At 59.7% G+C, this 19029-nt stretch carries 12 protein-coding genes; 9 read left to right on the plus strand and 3 right to left on the minus strand.

Features of this window, described 5'->3' with window-relative positions; translation table 11 throughout:
* Positions 1 to 406: 406 nt before the first annotated feature.
* The gene (locus tag H9S92_RS19710; protein WP_187468416.1) at positions 407 to 1381 is read right to left on the minus strand and encodes a KpsF/GutQ family sugar-phosphate isomerase; all 975 of its coding nucleotides are present in this window, start codon (positions 1379 to 1381) and stop codon (positions 407 to 409) included.
* Positions 1382 to 1702: 321 nt separating this feature from the next.
* Between H9S92_RS19710 and H9S92_RS19715 the strand changes: the two genes are divergently transcribed.
* The 4 genes from H9S92_RS19715 (at position 1703) to H9S92_RS19730 (ending at position 6600) form a co-directional block, all read left to right on the plus strand.
* Positions 1703 to 3919: a RecQ family ATP-dependent DNA helicase gene (locus H9S92_RS19715; protein ID WP_187468417.1), complete on the plus strand. Its 2217-nt coding sequence runs from the start codon at positions 1703 to 1705 to the stop codon at positions 3917 to 3919.
* Positions 3920 to 4140: 221 nt separating this feature from the next.
* On the plus strand, positions 4141 to 4698 hold the full coding sequence (locus tag H9S92_RS19720; protein ID WP_187468418.1) for a DinB family protein: 558 nt from the start codon (positions 4141 to 4143) through the stop codon (positions 4696 to 4698).
* A gap of 75 nt (positions 4699 to 4773) precedes the next feature.
* On the plus strand, positions 4774 to 5220 hold the full coding sequence (locus H9S92_RS19725) for a hypothetical protein (protein ID WP_187468419.1): 447 nt from the start codon (positions 4774 to 4776) through the stop codon (positions 5218 to 5220).
* A 198-nt stretch (positions 5221 to 5418) separates the two neighbouring features.
* Complete coding sequence (locus H9S92_RS19730; protein ID WP_187468420.1) at positions 5419 to 6600, plus strand: OmpA family protein; 1182 nt, start codon at positions 5419 to 5421, stop codon at positions 6598 to 6600.
* A gap of 87 nt (positions 6601 to 6687) precedes the next feature.
* On the opposite strand, the gene H9S92_RS19735 is transcribed toward H9S92_RS19730, so the two are convergent.
* Complete coding sequence (locus H9S92_RS19735; protein WP_187468421.1) at positions 6688 to 7572, minus strand: hypothetical protein; 885 nt, start codon at positions 7570 to 7572, stop codon at positions 6688 to 6690.
* A 147-nt stretch (positions 7573 to 7719) separates the two neighbouring features.
* On the opposite strand from H9S92_RS19735, the gene H9S92_RS19740 reads away from it, so the two are divergent.
* The 5 genes from H9S92_RS19740 to H9S92_RS19760 all read left to right on the plus strand — a co-directional run bounded on the left by H9S92_RS19740 (position 7720) and on the right by H9S92_RS19760 (position 16353).
* Positions 7720 to 8244 carry an RNA polymerase sigma factor gene (locus tag H9S92_RS19740; protein ID WP_222936179.1) on the plus strand — a complete coding sequence of 175 codons (525 nt, stop codon included), beginning with the start codon at positions 7720 to 7722 and terminating at the stop codon, positions 8242 to 8244.
* 162 nt (positions 8245 to 8406) lie between these two features.
* Positions 8407 to 9381: a FecR family protein gene (locus H9S92_RS19745; protein ID WP_187468422.1), complete on the plus strand. Its 975-nt coding sequence runs from the start codon at positions 8407 to 8409 to the stop codon at positions 9379 to 9381.
* A gap of 3 nt (positions 9382 to 9384) precedes the next feature.
* Positions 9385 to 12006 (plus strand): TonB-dependent receptor, encoded by a 2622-nt coding sequence (locus tag H9S92_RS19750; RefSeq protein ID WP_187468423.1) that lies wholly within the window; start codon positions 9385 to 9387, stop codon positions 12004 to 12006.
* 220 nt (positions 12007 to 12226) lie between these two features.
* Complete coding sequence (locus H9S92_RS19755; protein ID WP_187468424.1) at positions 12227 to 12880, plus strand: hypothetical protein; 654 nt, start codon at positions 12227 to 12229, stop codon at positions 12878 to 12880.
* A 104-nt stretch (positions 12881 to 12984) separates the two neighbouring features.
* A complete protein-coding gene (locus H9S92_RS19760; RefSeq protein WP_222936180.1) occupies positions 12985 to 16353 on the plus strand; it encodes a hypothetical protein in 3369 nt (1122 codons plus the stop codon).
* Positions 16354 to 16486: 133 nt separating this feature from the next.
* On the opposite strand, the gene H9S92_RS19765 is transcribed toward H9S92_RS19760, so the two are convergent.
* On the minus strand, positions 16487 to 18943 hold the full coding sequence (locus tag H9S92_RS19765) for an HRDC domain-containing protein (protein WP_187468426.1): 2457 nt from the start codon (positions 18941 to 18943) through the stop codon (positions 16487 to 16489).
* Between the last annotated feature and the right edge of the window lie 86 nt (positions 18944 to 19029).

Below are 19029 nucleotides of genomic sequence, written 5' to 3' on the forward strand. Positions count from 1 at the left end.
CGTTGGACGCGTTTTCTGGGGTAGGGGCCCCAGAAATAAGCCGAGGGAGAGGGCAAAAAGAGTAACGTACAATCATATTCAAACGGAACAGCCTAAGATTAGACACCCTACTTCTAAAGGTAGGCAGTCTAATTAGCCAGGCCGCAGCCGTACTCAATTTGGCCCGTTCGTTGGGGGCTCAACCCCAGATCAACCAGGGGAGGCTCAAGCGCTTAATAGGTCGAGACCCTCTGGGTCGTAGGAGAATACGCCACTGTGCTTAGTTGGATCGACCCAGAGGGTCTCAACCTAGGCAGGCCCCTAAAGCGCGTACGGGTTAAACCCATCAGATTAGACACCCTACTTCTAAAGGCCGTTGAAGACCAATGGGTGGTGATTATTGCCAGGGCTCAACCCCACGTTAATTTCAAACCAGCCCCTCGCGCAGCAGATCGTGGAGGTGAATGAAGCCCAGGTACTGGCCGGCGGAATCGACCACGGGCAACTGGGTGATGCTGTGGGCGCGGAGCATGGCGAGGGCCTGGATGGCCAGGGTATCGTTCGCCACGGTCTTCGGGGTGGCCGTCATGATGTCTTGCGCCACTACGTTCTGTAGGTCGGTGGCGCGGGCGAGCATGCGGCGGAGGTCGCCATCGGTGATGATGCCGGCCAGTTGACGGGTTCCGGGGACGAGCACGGCGGTGGCGCCGAGGCACTTGGCCGTCATTTCCAGCAGCGTCTCGTGGAGGGGCGTCTGGGGAAACACGGCGGGTTGCTGGTTGTGGGCGTGGAGATCGGATACCCGCAGGTAGAGTTGCTTGCCGAGGGAGCCACCGGGGTGGTAGCGGGCGAAGTCCTGAGGGCTGAACCCCCGCAGGGCCAGCAGGGCAGTAGCGAGGGCGTCGCCCATGGCCATTTGCAGGGTCGTGCTGGTGGTGGGGGCCAGGTCGTTGGGATCGGCCTCGCGGTCGACGGGCGTGTGCAAGACGTGCTCGGCCCGCTGGGCCAGGGTGGAGTCTGGCCGTCCCACCATGGCGATGAGCGGGTTACCCAGCTGGCGGGTGAGCAGGGCCAGCATCTTGATCTCGGCCGTCTCCCCGCTTTTGCTGATGCAGAGTACCACGTCATTGGGCTGCACCATGCCGATGTCGCCGTGGATTGCGTCGGCGGCGTGTAAAAAAATGGCCGGGGTACCCGTAGAATTGAATGTAGCTACAATCTTTTGTGCCACTATTGCCGTTTTCCCTATTCCGGTTGCTACCACCCTTCCCTGGCTAGAGAAGATGGCATTTACACTGCCAACGAAGGCGTCGCCAAGGGAGGCACTCATCTCCCGCAGCGCACTCGCTTCGATTTCCAAGGTTTTGGTAGCCACCTGAAGAATAAGACTTGCATTTTTCACAAAAAAGTGTATTTTTGGGCGCTCTAAGGGGGAGCGCCGCCGTAAGAAGCTGGTGACGGACGCAAGTTTTTGCAGTCAGAAGGCACAGAATCGGCGATTCAACCCCTTAATTTTAGGTTTAGACGCCTTTACCGCGTTTTGATGCCTGACCTTTCGCCCAAATCCCGTATTTTAAACGCCGCCCCAGAGCAGTAGGCTCTGACGGCAACTCCCGAGTTTTATCAAAACCTTCCGTCGCCGACCGTCACGAAAAAAAAGTTTGTACCACGAATCCATCGGCAAAAGTAAAAGAATCAAACGGAGCAAAGCGAATCGAACAAAATGACCGCGAAACCAGTAGGAAGCCATCTCGAAAAAGCGTTGTTGGAACGCTTCGGGTTTGACCAGTTCAAAGGGAACCAGAAAGCCATCATCGAATCCCTTTTCGATGGTAAGGATACCTTCGTCATCATGCCCACCGGCGGCGGCAAAAGCCTTTGCTACCAGCTGCCCGGACTGATGATGGACGGCTGTGCCCTCGTCATCTCCCCCCTCATTGCCCTGATGAAAAACCAGGTGGACTCCATCCGCGCCCACGGCGAATCGGATGCCATCGCCCACTTCCTGAATTCTTCCCTCTCCAAAAGCCAGATGCGGCAGGTGAAAGACGACATCTCCAGCGGAGAAACCAAGTTGCTCTTCGTCGCACCGGAGACCCTGACCAAGGAGGAGAACATTGAGTTCTTCCGGGAGGCCAACATCTCTTTTGTGGCCATCGACGAGGCCCACTGTATTTCGGAGTGGGGGCACGACTTCCGCCCCGAGTACCGCCGCATCCGGGAAATGCTCGACCAGATTGGGCATGATATCCCCATCATTGCCCTGACGGCAACGGCGACTCCCAAGGTGCAGTCCGACATCGTGAAGAACCTCCGCATGGGGGAAGACCACAACACCTTCGTTTCTTCCTTCAACCGGGATAACCTCTACTACGAGGTGCGCCCCAAGGGCAAAAAGGAGTACACGATCAAGCAGATCATCCAGGTTGTCAAGGAAATCCCCGGCAAGTCGGGCATCATCTACGTGCAGAGCCGCAAAGCCGCCGAAGAAATCGCCGAAGCCCTCCGGGTCAACGACGTCAAAGCCGCCCCCTACCACGCCGGCCTCGACCCCAAGACCCGTTCTAAGACCCAGGACGACTTCCTGATGGAGGAGGTCGACGTAATCTGCGCCACCATCGCTTTTGGGATGGGCATCGATAAGCCCGATGTCCGCTTCGTCATCCACTACGACATTCCCAAGTCGATCGAAAACTATTACCAGGAAACCGGCCGGGCGGGCCGCGACGGGATGGATGGCCGCTGCGTAGCCTTCTACGCTTACCGCGACATCCTCAAACTGGAGAAGTTCCTCCGCGATAAGCCCCTGATGGAGCGTGAAATGGGTGCCCAGTTGATGCAGGAAGTAATGGCCTACTCCGAAACGACGGCCTGCCGCCGCCGCTTCTTACTGCACTACTTCGGAGAAGAATACGCCGAGGCCGACTGCAATAAGATGTGCGACAACTGCCGCCACCCCAAAAAGCGGATTGAGGTAAAGGACAAACTTGTCCACGCCCTTTCTGCCGTCCGGGAGCTCGACCAAAACTACCCCCTCAAAACCCTCATCGAATTCGTCCTTGGCAAGGAGACGAAGCAGATGAAGGACTACAAATTCACCGCCCGGAAAGGCTTTGGCGTCGGGAAAGGCGAAGAAGAAGTCTTGTGGAGCTCGATTTTCCGCCAGGCACTGCTCAATAACTTGGTCCGTAAAGACATTGAATCCTACGGACTCATCAAGCTGACCGAAGCCGGCGAGGCCTTCCTCAAAAAGCCCGTCAGCTTCCAGATTCCGATTGACCACGACTTTGAAAAAGAGTTGGCCGACGACATCCGCAGCGCGGCCGACGACGCCCGTGCGGTGGTCCTCGATGAGGTCTTGCTGCTGGCCCTCAAAGACCTCCGCAAGAAAGAAGCCAAACGCCTCGGCATCCCGCCCTTCGTGATTTTCCAGGACCCCAGCCTGCTGGAGATGGCCACGCGCTATCCCATCACGATGGACGAAATGAAAAACATCAACGGCGTCAGCATCGGCAAAGCCCGCCGCTACGCCACCCCCTTCCTCACGCTCATCGAAGAGCACGTGGAGGAGAATGACATCGACCGCCCGCTCGATTTTGTCGTCAAGCAGGTTGCCAACAAATCGAAGAAAAAGGTCAACATCATCCAGGGCGTCGACCGCAAGTTGCCCCTGGAAGACATCGCTTCGGGCAATCAGCTGACGATGGATGAACTGCTGGAAGAGATGGTCGTCATCGTCCTTTCGGGTACCAAACTCAACATCGATTACTACATCGAAGACGCAGTAGACGAGTACAGCCTGGAAGAAACCTACGAGTACTTCATGCGCGCCGAGACCGACGACCCCGACATCGCCTTCCAGAAACTGAAGGAAGAAGACGTCACCATCGACGAGATCAAACTCGTACGCATCAAATTCCTCTCCGAAATGGCCAATTGACGCTCCCGGGCCGCCTGCCTGATCCTTTTTAGGGCGCGGTCGCAGGTGCAAGGTTCAGGCTTAAGGACAGGGGAAGGCCAAAGACTCCCAACGAATACGCCCCCGAGTGCCTCGACATTCGGGGGCGTAGTTCGTTACCAGCCCTGCGTAATCTTGCGTTGCATCAAGAACGGGGGAGCGGGCGGGGCCGATCTTTGCCTCCCACAACAAACTGCCCCACGATGCAAGCCCGCAATACCGCCGACCTCCTGGCTGCCCTGACCCGCCGGACGGAAGAGAACCTGGCCGTTGCCCGTTCTTTCCTTGCTTTGGATTCCGCCACCCTGCACCTGCGGCCGCGCCCGGATGCCTGGAATGCGCTGGAATGCCTGGCTCACCTGAACCACTACGGCGATTATTACCTGCCCGAGATCCGCCGGCAAATGGCGACGACACGGCACCGGGGAGCGGCAGCCACCTTCACCTCCTCGTGGCTCGGCAACAAATTTGCCGCCGGCATGAAGCCCGGCCCGGCGATGCGCAAGATTTCCACCTTCCGCAGCGCCAACCCCCAAAACTTTTCTGCCGCCGTCGGCCTGCCCGCCGTCGTGGAATTCATCCGCCAACAGGAAGATCTTCTGGATTTGCTCCGCCTGGCCGCGCAGGTAGACCTGACCAGAACGAAGACCGGCATCAGCATCAGCCGCCTGATCCGGCTACGGCTCGGCGATACCCTGCGCGTGGTGGTGTACCACAACTGGCGGCACATCCTGCAAGCCCAGGCGGCCATCGCCGGTTAAGCGCACTGAGGCATTTTCCGGCTTCGTCGGCCCCGGATCCTCCCAGACTGCGCGGTGGCAACGTACCTTTGTGGCATGTACCGATTATCGTCCAACGCCACTTTGTTTCTGAAGATTTTCGTGCCCGTGTTTTGGACCACGATCCTGGCCGGCGTTACGCTCGTGGCCTGGCTGGCGGAGGCCAAATACTTTGCGGGCATCCCCCTGACGTCTTTCCGCTGGGCTACGCTTTTCACCCTCGTGGCGGCCGTGGCCAGCTTCTGGCTCCTGCTCTGGCGGCTTAAGCGGGTGGAGACAGACGGGGAGAAAGTATACATCAGCAATTACTTCCGCACGGCCTTTTACGAATGGAGCCGGGATGTGGAACGCATCTCCTACAGCCGCTTTTTTTTGCTCAAGGTAGCCACCATCGAACTCAACGGGGTGGGAAGTTTTGGCCGAAAGCTGTACTTTGTGACCAGCAGCAGTTTGCTGAATACCTTCCGCACGGACTTTCCAGGGGTACTTCCCGAAGAAAAGTAACGAAAGCGGATGGCGTGGCGGAGAAGCGGAAGCGGGGTGAAAAACGTTATCTCTCCGGTCTCGATACCGGCCCAGTGGCCAGCCGGAAGCCGGGTACCGCTGATGGGCCAGTAGCGGTGGCAGACTGCATGGGAGGAAAAGCCCCATTGCAACACCCCGCCTTTCGCCGCGTTATACTTTCAAACCAAGCATTCATCAATGCGACTTTATCCCTATCTCTTGACACTCACCCTTTCGATTTATGCCGCTGCGGCGCTTAGTGCGCAAGGGGATGGTACGCTCTTTCTTCGCAATCCCTCGTTTGAGGATATGCCGCGCAACAGTGCGGCACCGTTGGGCTGGACGAACTGTGGATTTCCCGTGGAAACCCCGCCCGATATTCACCCCGATCCGAAATTCGAATTCAGCGTAAGCAAGCGGCCCTTCGACCAAAAGACCTACCTCGGTATGGTCACCCGCGAAAATGAAACCTACGAAAGTGTGGGCCAGCAACTGGGCGCGCCAATGGTGGGCGGGCAGTGCTACGAGTTCCGCATTCACCTGGCCCGCTCGGAGGTGTACCTGAGCCGCAGCCGCCTTACGGGTGCACCCAGCAACTACAACACGCCCATCCGGCTCAAAATTTACGGTGGTTACTCCATCTGTGACCGGGCGCAGGAACTGGGCCGCTCGGCCGTGGTGAGCAACTACGACTGGCAGGAATACCGCATCAAGCTTTCCCCGGACGAAGATTACACCCACATCACGCTGGAGGCCTTTTACAATACCCCCATGCTGGTGCCCTACAACGGGAACCTCTTGCTGGACAATATCCAGCCCATCCGCCCGATTGATTGTGAAAAAGACCTGAACCTCCCCGATGGCCCGGCGGAGGCCCCGGTAGTGGTGCTCACCAACCCGGAAAACCGCATCCGGACGACGCCCGTAACGCCCCGTGGATCCCAAAACCCACCCAACGGAAGCAATTCTTCCCCCCCCGCCCCCAAGGTGAAACTGGGCCTCACCGAAGCGGCGCTCCGCGAAGGACAGGTCTTTGCCATCGAGGAAATCACCTTTAAGGCCAACAGCGCCGAACTGGAAGCGGAAAGCGAGGAAGCGCTGCAGGAAATCGTTGGGTTCATGCAACAGAACAAAAACGTGGTGGTAGAAATTGGTGGCCACGCCAGCCGCCTGGCCAGCCCCTCTTTTGCCAATAGCCTGAGCGAAAACCGTGCCCGCTCCGTAGTAAGCTACCTCAAGACCTACAACATTGGCTTCGAACGGATGCTGCCCAAAGGCTACGGCAACAGCCGGCCCGTGTGTATGGACAACGCCCCCGACTGCAACCGCCGCAACCAGCGGGTAGAGGTTAAAATCCTTAAACTGCGCGAAAGCCGTTGATTCTTCACCGCAGCGTCCCGCTAAAAAAAGTGCCCGGTACACATCGTGTACCGGGCACCGTAGTTCAGGGGGTTGGGAGAATGCTTGTTAGTTGCAGGCTTCGCGGACGTCGGCCCAGTCTTCCCGCCCGGCGAGGGTGATCGCCTCACCGGTTTCGGTGATGGTGACGGTAACGGGGTAATCCAGGGTAATGGTTGCGCCGCGACGGGCTTCGTGGACTACGCGGTTCCACTCCCGGCGGGTGTCTACGGAGACGGAGACGGAATCCACCAGGATATTGACGGGGTAAACGTAAGTGAAGCAGGGATTGAGGTCGTGGTCGGCACGGTCGTCTTCGTGGCCACAGTTGTAGCGCAGGCGGGCCAGTTGGGCTGCGTTTTCCAGGGTCAGGGTTGAACCGTCGGCGAGGGTAACGGTGATGGGGTAATTGATCGTTACGGCAACGCCACGGCCAGCGGCAATTACCGCGCGGTGCCATTCTACGTAGTTATTTACCGTCACGGTGCGGCGGGCGATGTTGAGTTCGATGGGGAAGTTGTAGTCGAAGCAACGCTCTTCGCGGTCACCACAGGCCAGGACAAGGCGGCGGAATTCGCGGAAGTTATCGATGGTGACTACCCGTTCGTTGGCCAGCGTGACGTCAAAAGGATAGACGAAGTTGCCGCGCAGGCTGCTGTTGCGGATGCGGGCGAGGAGCGCGCGCAGTTCGGGGCGATTCTCGGCCGTCACCGTCGTGCCATTGGAGAGGATGATCTCCACGGGGAAAACGAACTGGAAACAGTGGTAGCTTTCCTGTTCTTCCGTGATATTGGGTGGCGGCAAAGCAGCCTCGAGCAAATCGGGCATTTCCTCTTCGATTTCTACGTTGATGAGGGTTTCTTCCACGAAGGCGTCTTCATCGCAGGCGGTAAAGACGAGGGCGAAGGCCAGGAGGAAGAGGAAGGGGAGAATGTTTTTTGGGAAATTGAACATTGGGTAATGATTTGTGAATGGCCTTTGGGGGGCCACCCGGGTGATGAGGAGGAGTGCGTTGCGCACCCTTCATAAACCCAAATCCGAAACGCGCAATTTACCCTACCTTGGCCACGAAAATATTTTCAAAGCGTCGAATTTTCTTCCATGATGCAGGCCGAAGACCAGTCCGGAGTGTGCGCACCCAGCGTGTTTGACGCCACCTTTCTGCGGGTAGCCCCGTTGCTGCGCAATTTTCTGTTTTACCGGACGGGCGACGCCGAAAGTGCGGCCGATCTGGTGCAGGAGGCCTTCGTGCGCCTGTGGGAAAATTGCAGTAAGGTATTGCCCGATAAGGCGCGGGCCTGGCTGTTTAAGGTAGGAGAAAACTTGTTTTTGCAGCAGGTGGCCAAGGCCCGGGTGGCGGGTCGTTACGCTCTGGAGATGGTCCGCACGGACGAGGCCCAGGGCGAGTCTCCGGAGGCCTTGCTGGAAGAAAAAGAATTTGCCGAGCGGCTCGACGCGGCCATCGCGGCCCTGCCCGAGGGGTCACGCGAAGTGTTTTTGCTCAATCGCATCGACGGGCTCAAGTACCGGGAAATTGCGGACCTGCTGGGCATTTCACAAAAGGCCGTGGAAAAGCGCATGCACCGCGCCCTGGTGGAACTCCGGGAGCTGCACCCGGGCGTATAGACCCCCGGATGGTGGGGGCCAGGGCGCGGCCGCAGGTGCAGGGAAAGGGACGCTGGCAATGGCCGTCCGGACAAAAAAAGTCCGCCCCCAAAAAAAACTACGGAACCGGGGTAGGGTAAAACGCGGCCAAGCGATTACTTTAATGACACATCCTCCATCACCATGGCGCAGCCTTTCCAAGACGATACCATCCTGGCCCGCTGGCTGAGCAATGCCCTCAGTCCGGAGGAAGCGTCTGCCCTGCGGGAGCGGGATGACTTTGCCGCCTACGAACGCATTGCCCGGGCGGCGGAGGGGCTGCGTCCTCCGCCCTACGATGCCCAGGCGGAACTGGCGCGGTTGAGGGCGACGCGCCTTGCTCCTCAAAGCCCCTCCCAGCACCTGCGCTCCGGCGCCCAGGAAGAAAAAGCGGTGGCACCCACCCGGCTGCGCCGGCTCCGCCCCTGGTACGCCGTAGCCGCTGCGCTAGCCCTGTTGCTGACGGCCTGGCTCTTCTGGCCCGACGGCGCCGTACGCTACCGCGCCGGGGCGGGAGAAACGGAGCTGGCCGCTCTGCCGGACGGTTCGACCGTCAGGATCAACGCGGGCAGTACCCTGGCATTCGACGCCACCGCCGAAAGCCGTGCGGCGGAACTGGCGGGCGAGGCCTTTTTTGAAGTAGAAAAAGCCACCGTCCCATTTGTGGTCACTACTGCACAGGGGGAAGTCACCGTACTGGGAACCTCCTTTAATGTGTACAGCCGCGACGGCGAGATGCGCGTGAGTTGCGCCACGGGCCGTGTGCGGGTAAGCTTCGCAGGCAACAGCGAAGACTTCCTGCTGACGCCAGGCAACTCCGTGGCCCTGGCGGCGGATGGCACCGTAGCAACTACCGCCACGGATGCCGCTGAGGCACTGGACTGGCTGGACGGCCAATCTGCCTTTAAAAACCGGCCACTGGCGGAGGTACTGCGCGAGCTGGAGCGGCAATTCGCCCTCAAGATCGACCTTCCTCCGGGGCTGGATGACCAGCAGTTGCTGAGCACTTCCTTCCCCAACGACGATGCCGACCGTGCCCTGGAAATTGCCCTGAGCCCCCTGAGCGGCGTGACGTACACGCGTAGCGGGCAGCGGGTCGTCCTCCGCCTGAACGAGTAGCGTATGCCACGGTTCCTCCCCGGTCTGGTCCTGTTTTTCCTGGTTGGCGCAGCACTGCCGGCGCAAGCCCCCGAGCAGCTACGCATCAGCGCCGATTTTAATGCGGTACCACTGGAAGTTGCCCTGCGGCAGCTGGAGCAAGACCACGGGCTCAAATTTTCTTACCTGGCCACCACCGTGGCGGGGCAGACCGTAAGCGGCCGTTTCCGGGAGGCGACCTGGGAAGAGGTGGCCCGCCAGCTCTTTACCGCGCACCAGCTGGAGGCCACCTGGCTGGGCGATGGCTACGTGAGCCTGCGTCCACGAGGGGCTACTGACCTACCCGAGTGGTCACTTTGCCTGTTGACGAACGACGAGCGGGGGGAGTTTTTGCCTTTCGTGACGGTGGAAATAGTGGGCCAGCAGCGGGGACTGACGACCGATGCGCAGGGCAGCTACCAAGGCGTGATCCGGGCGTCAGCTACCGACTCGCTGCGCCTCAGTTACGTGGGCTACGGCAGCCGCACCTTTGCCGTGGCTGACCTGGTGGGTACCGACTGCCGGACCATTACCCTTACTGCGGCAACCATTGAGCTGGCCTCGGTGCTCATCTCGGAATACCTCGTTGAGGGCATTACGGCGACGGCCGATGGGCGGCGCATCGATATCCGGCAGGACAAAGCGCCCCCCATCGCGGGCTACGCCGAGCAGGAAGTGTACCGCTCCCTTTCCCTCCTGCCCGGCATCAGCGTAAACAACGAGACGGCGGGCGATCTCTCCATCCGGGGAGGGACCCGCGACCAGAATCTGGTGCTGTGGGACGATATACCGATCTATTCCATGGGTCACTACTTTGGGATGGTATCTAATTTTAGCCCGGAACTGGTCAAAGACGTCAGCGTCTGGCGGGGCCGTGCGGAGGCCGAATACGGTGGGAGGGTCTCCGGCGTCGTCCGCATTGGCACGGATGATGGCATCGAGAACACGCTCAACGTTGGGGCGGGAGCCAGCCTGCTCAACGGCGATGCCCATCTACGGATTCCCCTGGTGCGGGATCGTTCGGACTTGTTCCTGGGCGTACGCACTACTTTGCCGGGCTTGCTGGCGGGGCCGACCTACCAGAGCTACCGGACACAGGTGTTTCAGGGCGAAGAGTTTGGGGATATCCTTAATGAGGCTTCCACGCGCCTGGCGGCGGAGGAGCATTTCGACTTTCAGGAGTTCAACGGGCGGTGGCAGTATAATCTCGGCCGGGGGCGGCGCGTCCGGCTGAGTGCTTTTGTGCAGGACGATGACTTTCGTTACCAGCTCGGGACACCGGAGCAGGCTGGCTTTTACCAGAACTTTCTGTCCAGCCGCAATGCGGGCATCGGCCTGTTGTACGCCTGGGAGCTGGCCGGGGGCAGGACGCTGGACGTTCATTTATCGCATACCGACTTTTACAACGCGGGGCTCAATGCCTTCACCGAGGCCAGGATCAACCAAAGCAACCAGAGTACGAGTGGAATTGCGGAATCCTCCCTGCGGGCGAAGTACAGCTTTCCGGTGGGGCCCGCAGGGACACTCAAGGCGGGCGGGCAGTGGCAGCACTACACCTACCAGATGTCTTTGAGCAGCACCAACGAAACAACGGGGCGGATCCGGGCGCTCAACATCCGGGACGGTGCGACGACGGCATTGGCAGCGTTCGGGAGTTACCACTGGGTGCCCCGGGGGCCATGGAGGGCGGAGCTGGGCCTGCGCCTGCAGTACTACCTGCCCACGGCAACGCTCTACCCCGAGCCCCGGATTTCGGGGGCCTACGCCTTGGGCAAAAACTGGCTGCTGAAGGCGGGCTACGGGCAAAACCACCAATTTGCCCGGGAACTGCTGGACCTCAACCAGGACGAGATCAGCAGCAACGCCGCGCTGTGGACCCTGGCCGACGGCGAGCGCTTTGCCGTGGCGAAAAGCCGGGAATTTACGCTGGGCTTTACCGGCAGTCCCCGCGACTGGCTGATCGATCTGGAACTCTACCAAAAGCGGATTGCGGGCATTTCTTCCCTCAATTTTAACCTCTTGCAGAGCACTTATTCCACGGGCGATTCGCGCAGTATGGGCCTGGATGTACTGCTGAAAAAGCGGTGGAGCAAGACACTGCGGACCTGGGCGGTGTATTCCCTGAGCAAAACGGAGTGGAATTTCCCCCGTATTGAAGGTGGGTACTTCCCGGCGGATAACGACCGCCGCCATCAGCTGCGGTTGGTGGGGTCCTACCAGGGCCCACGTTGGTCGGCCACCCTGGCTTGGCAGTACGCCTCGGGCGCGCGCTATACCCGCTACACCGTGGAACAACGGGAGCCCGAAGACGGCATTGGATCGGGCCCGATTGTGGTCCGCCGGGAGCTAAACCAAGCCCAGTTGCCAGCCTACCACGGGCTGGATTTCTCCCTGGCCTACGCCTGGAAACTGGGCGAGCGTGGAGTGGGGCGTTGGTCTTTATCGCTGCTCAATGTGTACGACCAGGTCAATATCCTGGATCGGGAAACGGTCGTACGGCGCAACGGGGAGGCGACTGTTTTTAGGGATCGCTTATTTACGGAGAACATTGACCGCTTGGGACTGGGCTTCACCCCCAACCTGAAAATCAGCATTGGCTGGGAGTAGTTGCGGGCTGCTTTGGTGATGAAACGGTGGGTTTGGGGTGGGCAAATGCTGATCCTGACGGTTAACGGTGGAAGATAAAAAGGACCTTGTTGGAACGGAGATACACTTGTTAGGCATTTATATTCGTTAATTTGCGGTATGTCTCCGCCTGGCCTGGCCGTGTTTAGGGTTTGGGCGGGGGCTGGCACTCAATAGGAAAGCATCCCTACACACTTCACCCATGTCTACATTTAAAGACCGCCTGCTGACCGACGTCAGTGGGCTTTGCCGGGAACTCTTCCTCCGGCGTCTGCAACTCGTCAGGGAACAACAACTGGTCTCTGAAAAAGCCAAGGAGGACATTCGTCGGCTCATTGACCGTCTTCAAGCCTTCAGCCTCATGACGCCCTTCCCCGACGAGGCGTCGTTTGCAGATAACCCGGTGGCGGAGCTGAAGGCTTCGCTGGCCGAAGCCGGGCACGATCCCGAAGAAATCCAGTTCCGCCTGGAAGAATGGGTAAGCACGGCCGTTCCACCACCCGCTGCTCCGCCTAAGGGAAACCCGGCGGGCACCACCCTGCCGATCAACCAGCGCATGATCGATAACCTGGACAATCTCCGCTCGGCCATTGATAAGACCCGGACCCGTTTGCTCCTGGCCGGTGATAATTACGACCAAGTGGCCTACGTGGCAGCCCGCAACGAATTCACCCTGGCCCAATCCGTTTACGGAGAGCGCCTGCGCCTGAACCAGGTAACGAGCAGCAACGCCGAATGCGCACGGGCGGAGCAAATCCTGCTGCCCGGTATCGAGCAAGCCAAGGGGCGCAACTTCCCGGAGAAAATCCAGGATGCGGCGGATTTTATGAAAGCCAACACATTTCCCGAGGCCTGAATCCTGGAACCTTCCGCATTTTGCCCGTCGCTTGGCTCCTCCGTGACTGCTTCCGGCAATGCGCCCCATTTATTCGCCTTTAGTATTATGGTATGAGAAAGCACATGACACCATCACTTCGTTTTTTACTGCTGGGAGGCGTCTTCCTCCTCTCGTGCGTGGCTTACAGCCAAAACATTGGCCTCGATCTCCAGCGCGTTATCCGGCTGGCACCGGTGGCGCGGGAAATCGGGGAGCCGGTGGATAACCCCGCGCTGGACACCATTGTCCTTACTTTAGCGTACTACGGTGGAATGCCGGACGCGGAGCAAGTGGACCGGCTGCTTTCGGGCCCGGAACTGTTGAACCACTACCGGAATAACGCCGACGTGCGCGCGTTTCTCCTCAACGAAAGATTGGATAAGCTGCTGGAAGACTACACGCCGCCGAGCGGCCTGGCCTTCCCTCCCACCATCGCTACCGAAGGGCGGGCTTCGTTCCTGCAGGAACTGCCCGGCGCGGAGCTTTTTTCGCGCGGCCACAAGGTCGATCTCGGTAAGATTCGCCAAACCTTTACCAGTCCGCCGAGCACCGAATTCAACCTCAAAGCGGCAGCCGAAGGAGCCAACAACGCACCCACCGGGCTTTCTTCTGCCAATCTGGTGGGCAACGCGCTGGCCGGTCTTTCCGATTGGATCAGCCGCCGGGCCCAGGAAGAACTCACGTATACTTTCCTTACCAAATTGCGCGAGGACATTAACCGGAACAAGCTGGAACACCTCTTCCCCGAGACCTCCAACTTCCTCCCCAGCCTGGATCTGCTGAACTACAAAGCCATTTTGCCCAGCATTCGCAAGGCCTTCGTCGAAGACCTCAACGCTATTGCTTTTAACCTAGGGAATTTTCTGGAGGCGCAAGACGTAGCCGGCTTCCGCAACCCCGAAGTGTACAATGTCTTCTTGATTTACCGCATTCTCGATCTGGAAATGCGGGAAGTTCCGCTGGCCGATATCCTCGCCTTTACCTACGGAGAACTGGAGCGCGCCCGCATCGATACCCGTTGCCAGATCGATTTGCGGATGGCTAAGGTGGACACCACCAACCCGGCCTACCAGGAAATCCTGCTGGCCTTTGACGATTACATCCGCACCACCGACAACCTTAATACCCAGTTTGCGGCGGCGGAGAACTTGCTCAGCAGCCAGTTCTTCAACCCCATTCTCGATGCGGTAGAGACGGGGGATTTGCCCGAAGATGTGCGGCAGGGCTTTTACCAACGCGCCGCTGAGCTGTTTTTGCCCCTCGACGCCGAGAAACTGCCCCTGAAGAACAACTACTGGGAGCTTAAGCCCGACCCACCTGCCACGGGCATCGTCCGGGCCTGGTTGCGTGGTCAGGAAGCCTACGAGTACTACGAGGCTTACCCCAGCCTTACCCGTTTTGATGAACTTTTCGGTCCAGAAGCATTGCCCTTTGACGCCATTGAGCGGCGGGCGGCGGGCCTTACGGCCGTCCGGGAGCTGCTGGCCCAGCGCCGGGATCTGGAAATTTACGCGGCACAGATTGATCGCCTGGTAAACGCCCGTGCGGCTTTCATCGATCTGCGGCAGGAGGTCAGCAACTACGAAGAAGCCACCAAGCTGGCCGAGCTTTCTTCGGCCGATAAACTAAAAATCCTGTTGGAAAGCATCGATGCGGAACTGGCCTATACCCCCGCACCGGAACAGCCCGCCCTGCGCCTCTTACGCAAGATTGCCGAAGAGATCATCCCCGGTCAACCCAACGCCGATAAGCAGATCAACGCCACCCGGCAGCGGCTGGCCGACTGGGTGATGGCCCGCGGCGACAGCGGCTCCCCCTTCCTGGGAAAAATGAAAACGGGCCCCAGCGAGGCCGCCAACCTGCCCCCGTTACAAGCCGCCATCGACGCTACCGGGGAGGCTTACGACCAGCTCCACGGTGCCGTACAACGCTACAGCAGCAGCCGGGCCGATAGCCTGGTGCGGACCTACCAAAACCTCACCACTTTCGAGACGGTGTTCGGGATGGCCCAGCAAGTGTTCTTTCTCCTTTCGGATGCCGATAGTGACTTGTTCATCGACAAGAAAGACATGGCCATCTTCCAGACCAACACCAGCGCCCGCCACCTGCTGGCCGGCCTCAGCCAGGAGCGCATAACCCGGGTACCCAACCTGGGGCCACTAAACGCTCCGGGCATTGCCGACTTTTTGCTGGACTTCGGGCTCTATCTCTCCGACTTCCGCGCCTTGCCAGCGGATGAGCAACTCGCCGGCTTTCCGGAAGGAACCGTGCGGCGCATCCAGGCGGTTGCCTTCATTACCAACACCCTCGAATCCATCCTCACCGCAGAATTGCTTCAGGATCCCAGCAGCGAAGGGGGAGCGTTTACCTTAACGGACCAATTCCCGGCCTTCGAAAAAGTACCCGAGGTAAGCCACGAGCTGAACGAAATCTTCCGCCTCAGCCAGATCGGCGAATACCGCTATGCGGTCGATAATCTGCTCAACCTGTTGCGGCTTTTCGATATTCTGCCCGCCGCCAGCAAAAAACAACAGCGGCTGGAAAGCCAGCGCGACGACCTGCGCAAACTGATCGATAACCACGTCATCGAAAAGAATGAAGCCCTGCGCGCCGTGGCCCTTGCTACCCCGTCTTCGGAGGATTTACCGATGCTGGGCGACGAGCGGGACGAGAAAAGGCTCCAATTGTACAGCAGCCAGCTCCTCAGCGAAACGGATCCCCTGAGCCGCGAAGAGATCGCCAACAGCATCCGCGACCTGAAAATCCAACGGATTCGGGAAGAACTGAACATGGTGGAAAAGCGCATCGCTAAACTGAACCCCAGCCGCGTCGATCAATTCCGCGAAAACCTCTTCCGCTACGGCACTTTTATGGCCGACGTGGCCAATGCCGAAAGTCCCGCCGAGTTTGAGAATGCCCTTAACACGGTGGCCTTGCCCGCCGGCAGCTCCCAGATCAAACGCAACCGCCCGTCCAGCGTAGAACTGGGCGCTTACTTCGGGGTGGCCCTGAGCCGGGAAAGGCTGGTCTTACCCGTGGATGTAGAGGATGCCAGCCTGGAAGAAGCCGTCTTCGGGGCTTCGCTCTTCGTGCCGGTGGGCTTCAGTTACAGCCGCAATATCGGGGGCAGCAAATCGCTGACTTTCTTCGGTTCCTTGCTGGATCTGGGGGCGCTAACGGCTTTCCGCCTGGAGTCGCGGGATGAAGCGCCCGGCAGTGCCCGGGTGGATCGCCTGCCCGAATTCCGCCCCGCCAACGTCATCGCTCCCGGTCTGCACGTCCTGTACAACTTTCCGAAATCGCCGTTCAGCCTCGGCATCGGTGCGCAGGACGGACCCAGCGTCCGCAAATTCACTGCCGAGGGCTCTCCCGTCGTCCGCGAAGCCCGCTCCGTCCGGGGCATGGTCACCTTCAGCGTAGACGTGCCGATCTTCCGCTTTTTCAATAAGTAAATCTCCGCAGGGCGCGGCCGCGGGTGCGGGGCCCGTCTTTCGAAGAGCAAAGTAAGGTCGCGGAAGAGGAATGTCCTCCCGGTCTTCCCCCCTCCGCTCCTTTAGGCGGCCACGGCACCTGCGGCCGCGCCCATCAACCGGCGTCCTGAAGTTGCCCGCTGGCCAGCCAGTTGCGGTGCGCCATCACCGCGCGGATCTGGTGGTAATCGTAGCGGTCTTCAAAGTGGTATTTGGTGAAGCCCGCGGGGGCATCGGGGTGCATCTCCAGGTGGGGCAACAAAGCGGCGAGGCACTCTTCCGGGACCAGTTGCAACACCGGGATGGCCCCCTGTTCCACCCAGTAGCAGAGGTGTCCCTGGAGGGTGCTTTCCTTGAGCCCGCGCAAGGCCGCGATTTCGGATAGGTCTTTGCCCTGGCGAAACAGATCGAGCGTAAGGTGGAAGGTGCTCGCCGCTACGTTCGGGCGTTGGGGCGGGGGCGCAGGCTGGGCCGGGCTCCCGTTGTTGCGGGTGTGGCGGGCGATGATCTGCAGGATGCTGTTGCCGTATTTGGCCATCGCTTTGGGACCGAACTTGTGGATGCTCAGCAGGGCATCGGGGGTGGTGGGGACCACGCGAGCGATTTCGATCAAAACCGTATTGTGCAGTACGGTGAAGGGGAGGATTTCCCGGCGCTCCGCCTCGGCAATGCGCCAGTTGGCCAAAGCCGTGTAGAGCCCGGGGTTGGTAACGTTGGCGGGGATTCTGACGCGCCGCCGGGTAGTGATCTCCGCCGCGAAAAGATCGGTAAAATCCCAGGCCGCATCGGCTTTTCGCAGGGTATAGGCCGCCGGATCAAACGGACTGGCCAGGGCCTCGAAGAGCTGTTGCTTCACGTAGACTGTCCGCCGGAGGTCTTGCAGGGCCGTGGTGACGGCCTGGTGAACGGCCTGGTTGTCGGTCAGGAAACTCAACTCCTGCAAGCCGGGGGAGAGGGTGTTGCGGAAGTAGCCGAGGAAGTAATCGCCGCCCGCCCGGATGCGCTCCCAGAGTGCCGTCTGTGCCGGGTCGGTAGGGCAGTCGGGGTCGTAGCCTCCCAGCGCCGGTTGAAAGCGCTGCCCTACGTTTACGGCCTTTTCGATGATTTCGCGGTGGAGACGGCGGAAGTCGGCGGGAGCAGTGCCCTGGATGGTCTTCTCGTTTTCCAGTAAGACACGGTTGAGTTGGCCAGCGGTGCGGCGCAGCTCTTCGCCACCGAACAATTCCCGGAGGCAGTCGATGGCGAAGGCCCGCCGGTCGGCCCGCCAGTTGGCTTCGGTAGGTTGTCTTTCGCTGGCCGCGTGGCTGTAGGCACTCACTACGGCGTCGGTCTTCACGCTCTGGTCTTCGATGCGGGTGCGCAGTACGATGCCCTCGAAAGTCCGGCAGCGGCTCAAGGCCACGTAGACCTGCCCGTGGGCAAAAGCATCGGCGGCGTCGATGATGACTTTGTCAAAAGTAAGCCCCTGGCTCTTGTGAATCGTGATGGCCCAGGCCAGTTTCAGCGGGTGCTGGGTGTAGGTGCCGATCACGTTTTCTTCTACCTTTTTCGTGCTGGGGTTGAGCTCGTATTTGATGTTTTGCCAGGTGACGGCCCCAACGTGCAGCAGCTCGTCTTCGCCCGGGCAACGGACGGCAATGATCCCTTCTTCGATGCTTTCGATGCGGCCGATCTTGCCGTTGAAATAGGCCTGGTCAATTGTGTCATTTTTATTGAACATTACCTGGGCCCCAACGCGGAACTCCAGCGTGGAGGAGTTGGGATACATTGATTCGGGGAAGACACCACTTACGGTAGCCGAGAAAATGTGCAGTTCGGTGGGGAGGGTGCCGAGCTTCTGGGCATTGATCTCGCGGGCCGTCCAGTTGTGCGAAGAAAGGGTGATGTATCCCTCCTCGTCGGGCGGAGCAAAGTTGGCCCGGAAGCGTTCGTTGAGCCGTTGGAGCAGGGGCGTATCCAGCTGCCGGTCCCGCACCCGGTTGAGCAGGTTGATAAAGTTGGCATCCGACTGCCGGAAAATTTTGGTCAGCTGGATATTGACCGGCCGTGCCTTCTCCAGGGCGCGGCTGCCGAAAAAGTAGGTCGTTCGGTAGTACTTGTTCAATTCCCGGACTTCTTCGTCGCGTACGACCGGAGGCAGCTGGTGCAGGTCGCCGATCATCAGCAACTGCAGCCCGCCGAAGGGATCGGATGACTGCCGCAGCCGCCGCAGGACTTCGTCAATTGCGTCCAGGACATCCGCCCGCACCATGCTGATCTCGTCGATCACCAACAGGTCGAGGCTCTGGATGAGGCGGAGTTTTTCCTTATTAAAGCGGCGGCTGCGCTCCTTCACGCCGTTGGGGGGAATGACCCCGAAGGGCAGCTGGAAGAGGCTATGGATGGTCACCCCCCGGGCGTTGATGGCCGCCACCCCCGTGGGGGCAACTACGGCCATTCTTTTGGGGATCTCCTTACGCACGCGGTGCAAGAAAGTGGTTTTGCCGGTGCCGGCCTTACCGGTCAGGAAAATGTGTCGCCGGGTTTGGCTGACGTACTTGAAGGCGAGATCTAGTTCGGGATTGCTGGTCATGTCTGATGCTTTTGGCCCCCGGCAAGCGGGGTTTCAGCCGCAAGTACCGCCCCGGCGCACCAAACAGTTGTTCTTTAATCGAATAT

Source organism: Neolewinella lacunae (genome assembly GCF_014349155.1).
GTDB classification, from domain to species: domain Bacteria; phylum Bacteroidota; class Bacteroidia; order Chitinophagales; family Saprospiraceae; genus Neolewinella; species Neolewinella lacunae.

What these genes read in the sequence shown, in the direction of transcription:
- H9S92_RS19715 (WP_187468417.1), top strand. Translation starts at nt 1,703, where the DNA reads ATGACCGCGAAACCAGTAGGAAGCCATCTCGAAAAAGCGTTGTTGGAA.
- H9S92_RS19720 (WP_187468418.1), top strand. Translation starts at nt 4,141, where the DNA reads ATGCAAGCCCGCAATACCGCCGACCTCCTGGCTGCCCTGACCCGCCGG.
- H9S92_RS19725 (WP_187468419.1), top strand. Translation starts at nt 4,774, where the DNA reads ATGTACCGATTATCGTCCAACGCCACTTTGTTTCTGAAGATTTTCGTG.
- H9S92_RS19730 (WP_187468420.1), top strand. Translation starts at nt 5,419, where the DNA reads ATGCGACTTTATCCCTATCTCTTGACACTCACCCTTTCGATTTATGCC.
- H9S92_RS19735 (WP_187468421.1), bottom strand. Translation starts at nt 7,572, where the DNA reads ATGTTCAATTTCCCAAAAAACATTCTCCCCTTCCTCTTCCTCCTGGCC.
- H9S92_RS19740 (WP_222936179.1), top strand. Translation starts at nt 7,720, where the DNA reads ATGATGCAGGCCGAAGACCAGTCCGGAGTGTGCGCACCCAGCGTGTTT.
- H9S92_RS19745 (WP_187468422.1), top strand. Translation starts at nt 8,407, where the DNA reads ATGGCGCAGCCTTTCCAAGACGATACCATCCTGGCCCGCTGGCTGAGC.
- H9S92_RS19750 (WP_187468423.1), top strand. Translation starts at nt 9,385, where the DNA reads ATGCCACGGTTCCTCCCCGGTCTGGTCCTGTTTTTCCTGGTTGGCGCA.
- H9S92_RS19755 (WP_187468424.1), top strand. Translation starts at nt 12,227, where the DNA reads ATGTCTACATTTAAAGACCGCCTGCTGACCGACGTCAGTGGGCTTTGC.
- H9S92_RS19760 (WP_222936180.1), top strand. Translation starts at nt 12,985, where the DNA reads ATGACACCATCACTTCGTTTTTTACTGCTGGGAGGCGTCTTCCTCCTC.
- H9S92_RS19765 (WP_187468426.1), bottom strand. Translation starts at nt 18,943, where the DNA reads ATGACCAGCAATCCCGAACTAGATCTCGCCTTCAAGTACGTCAGCCAA.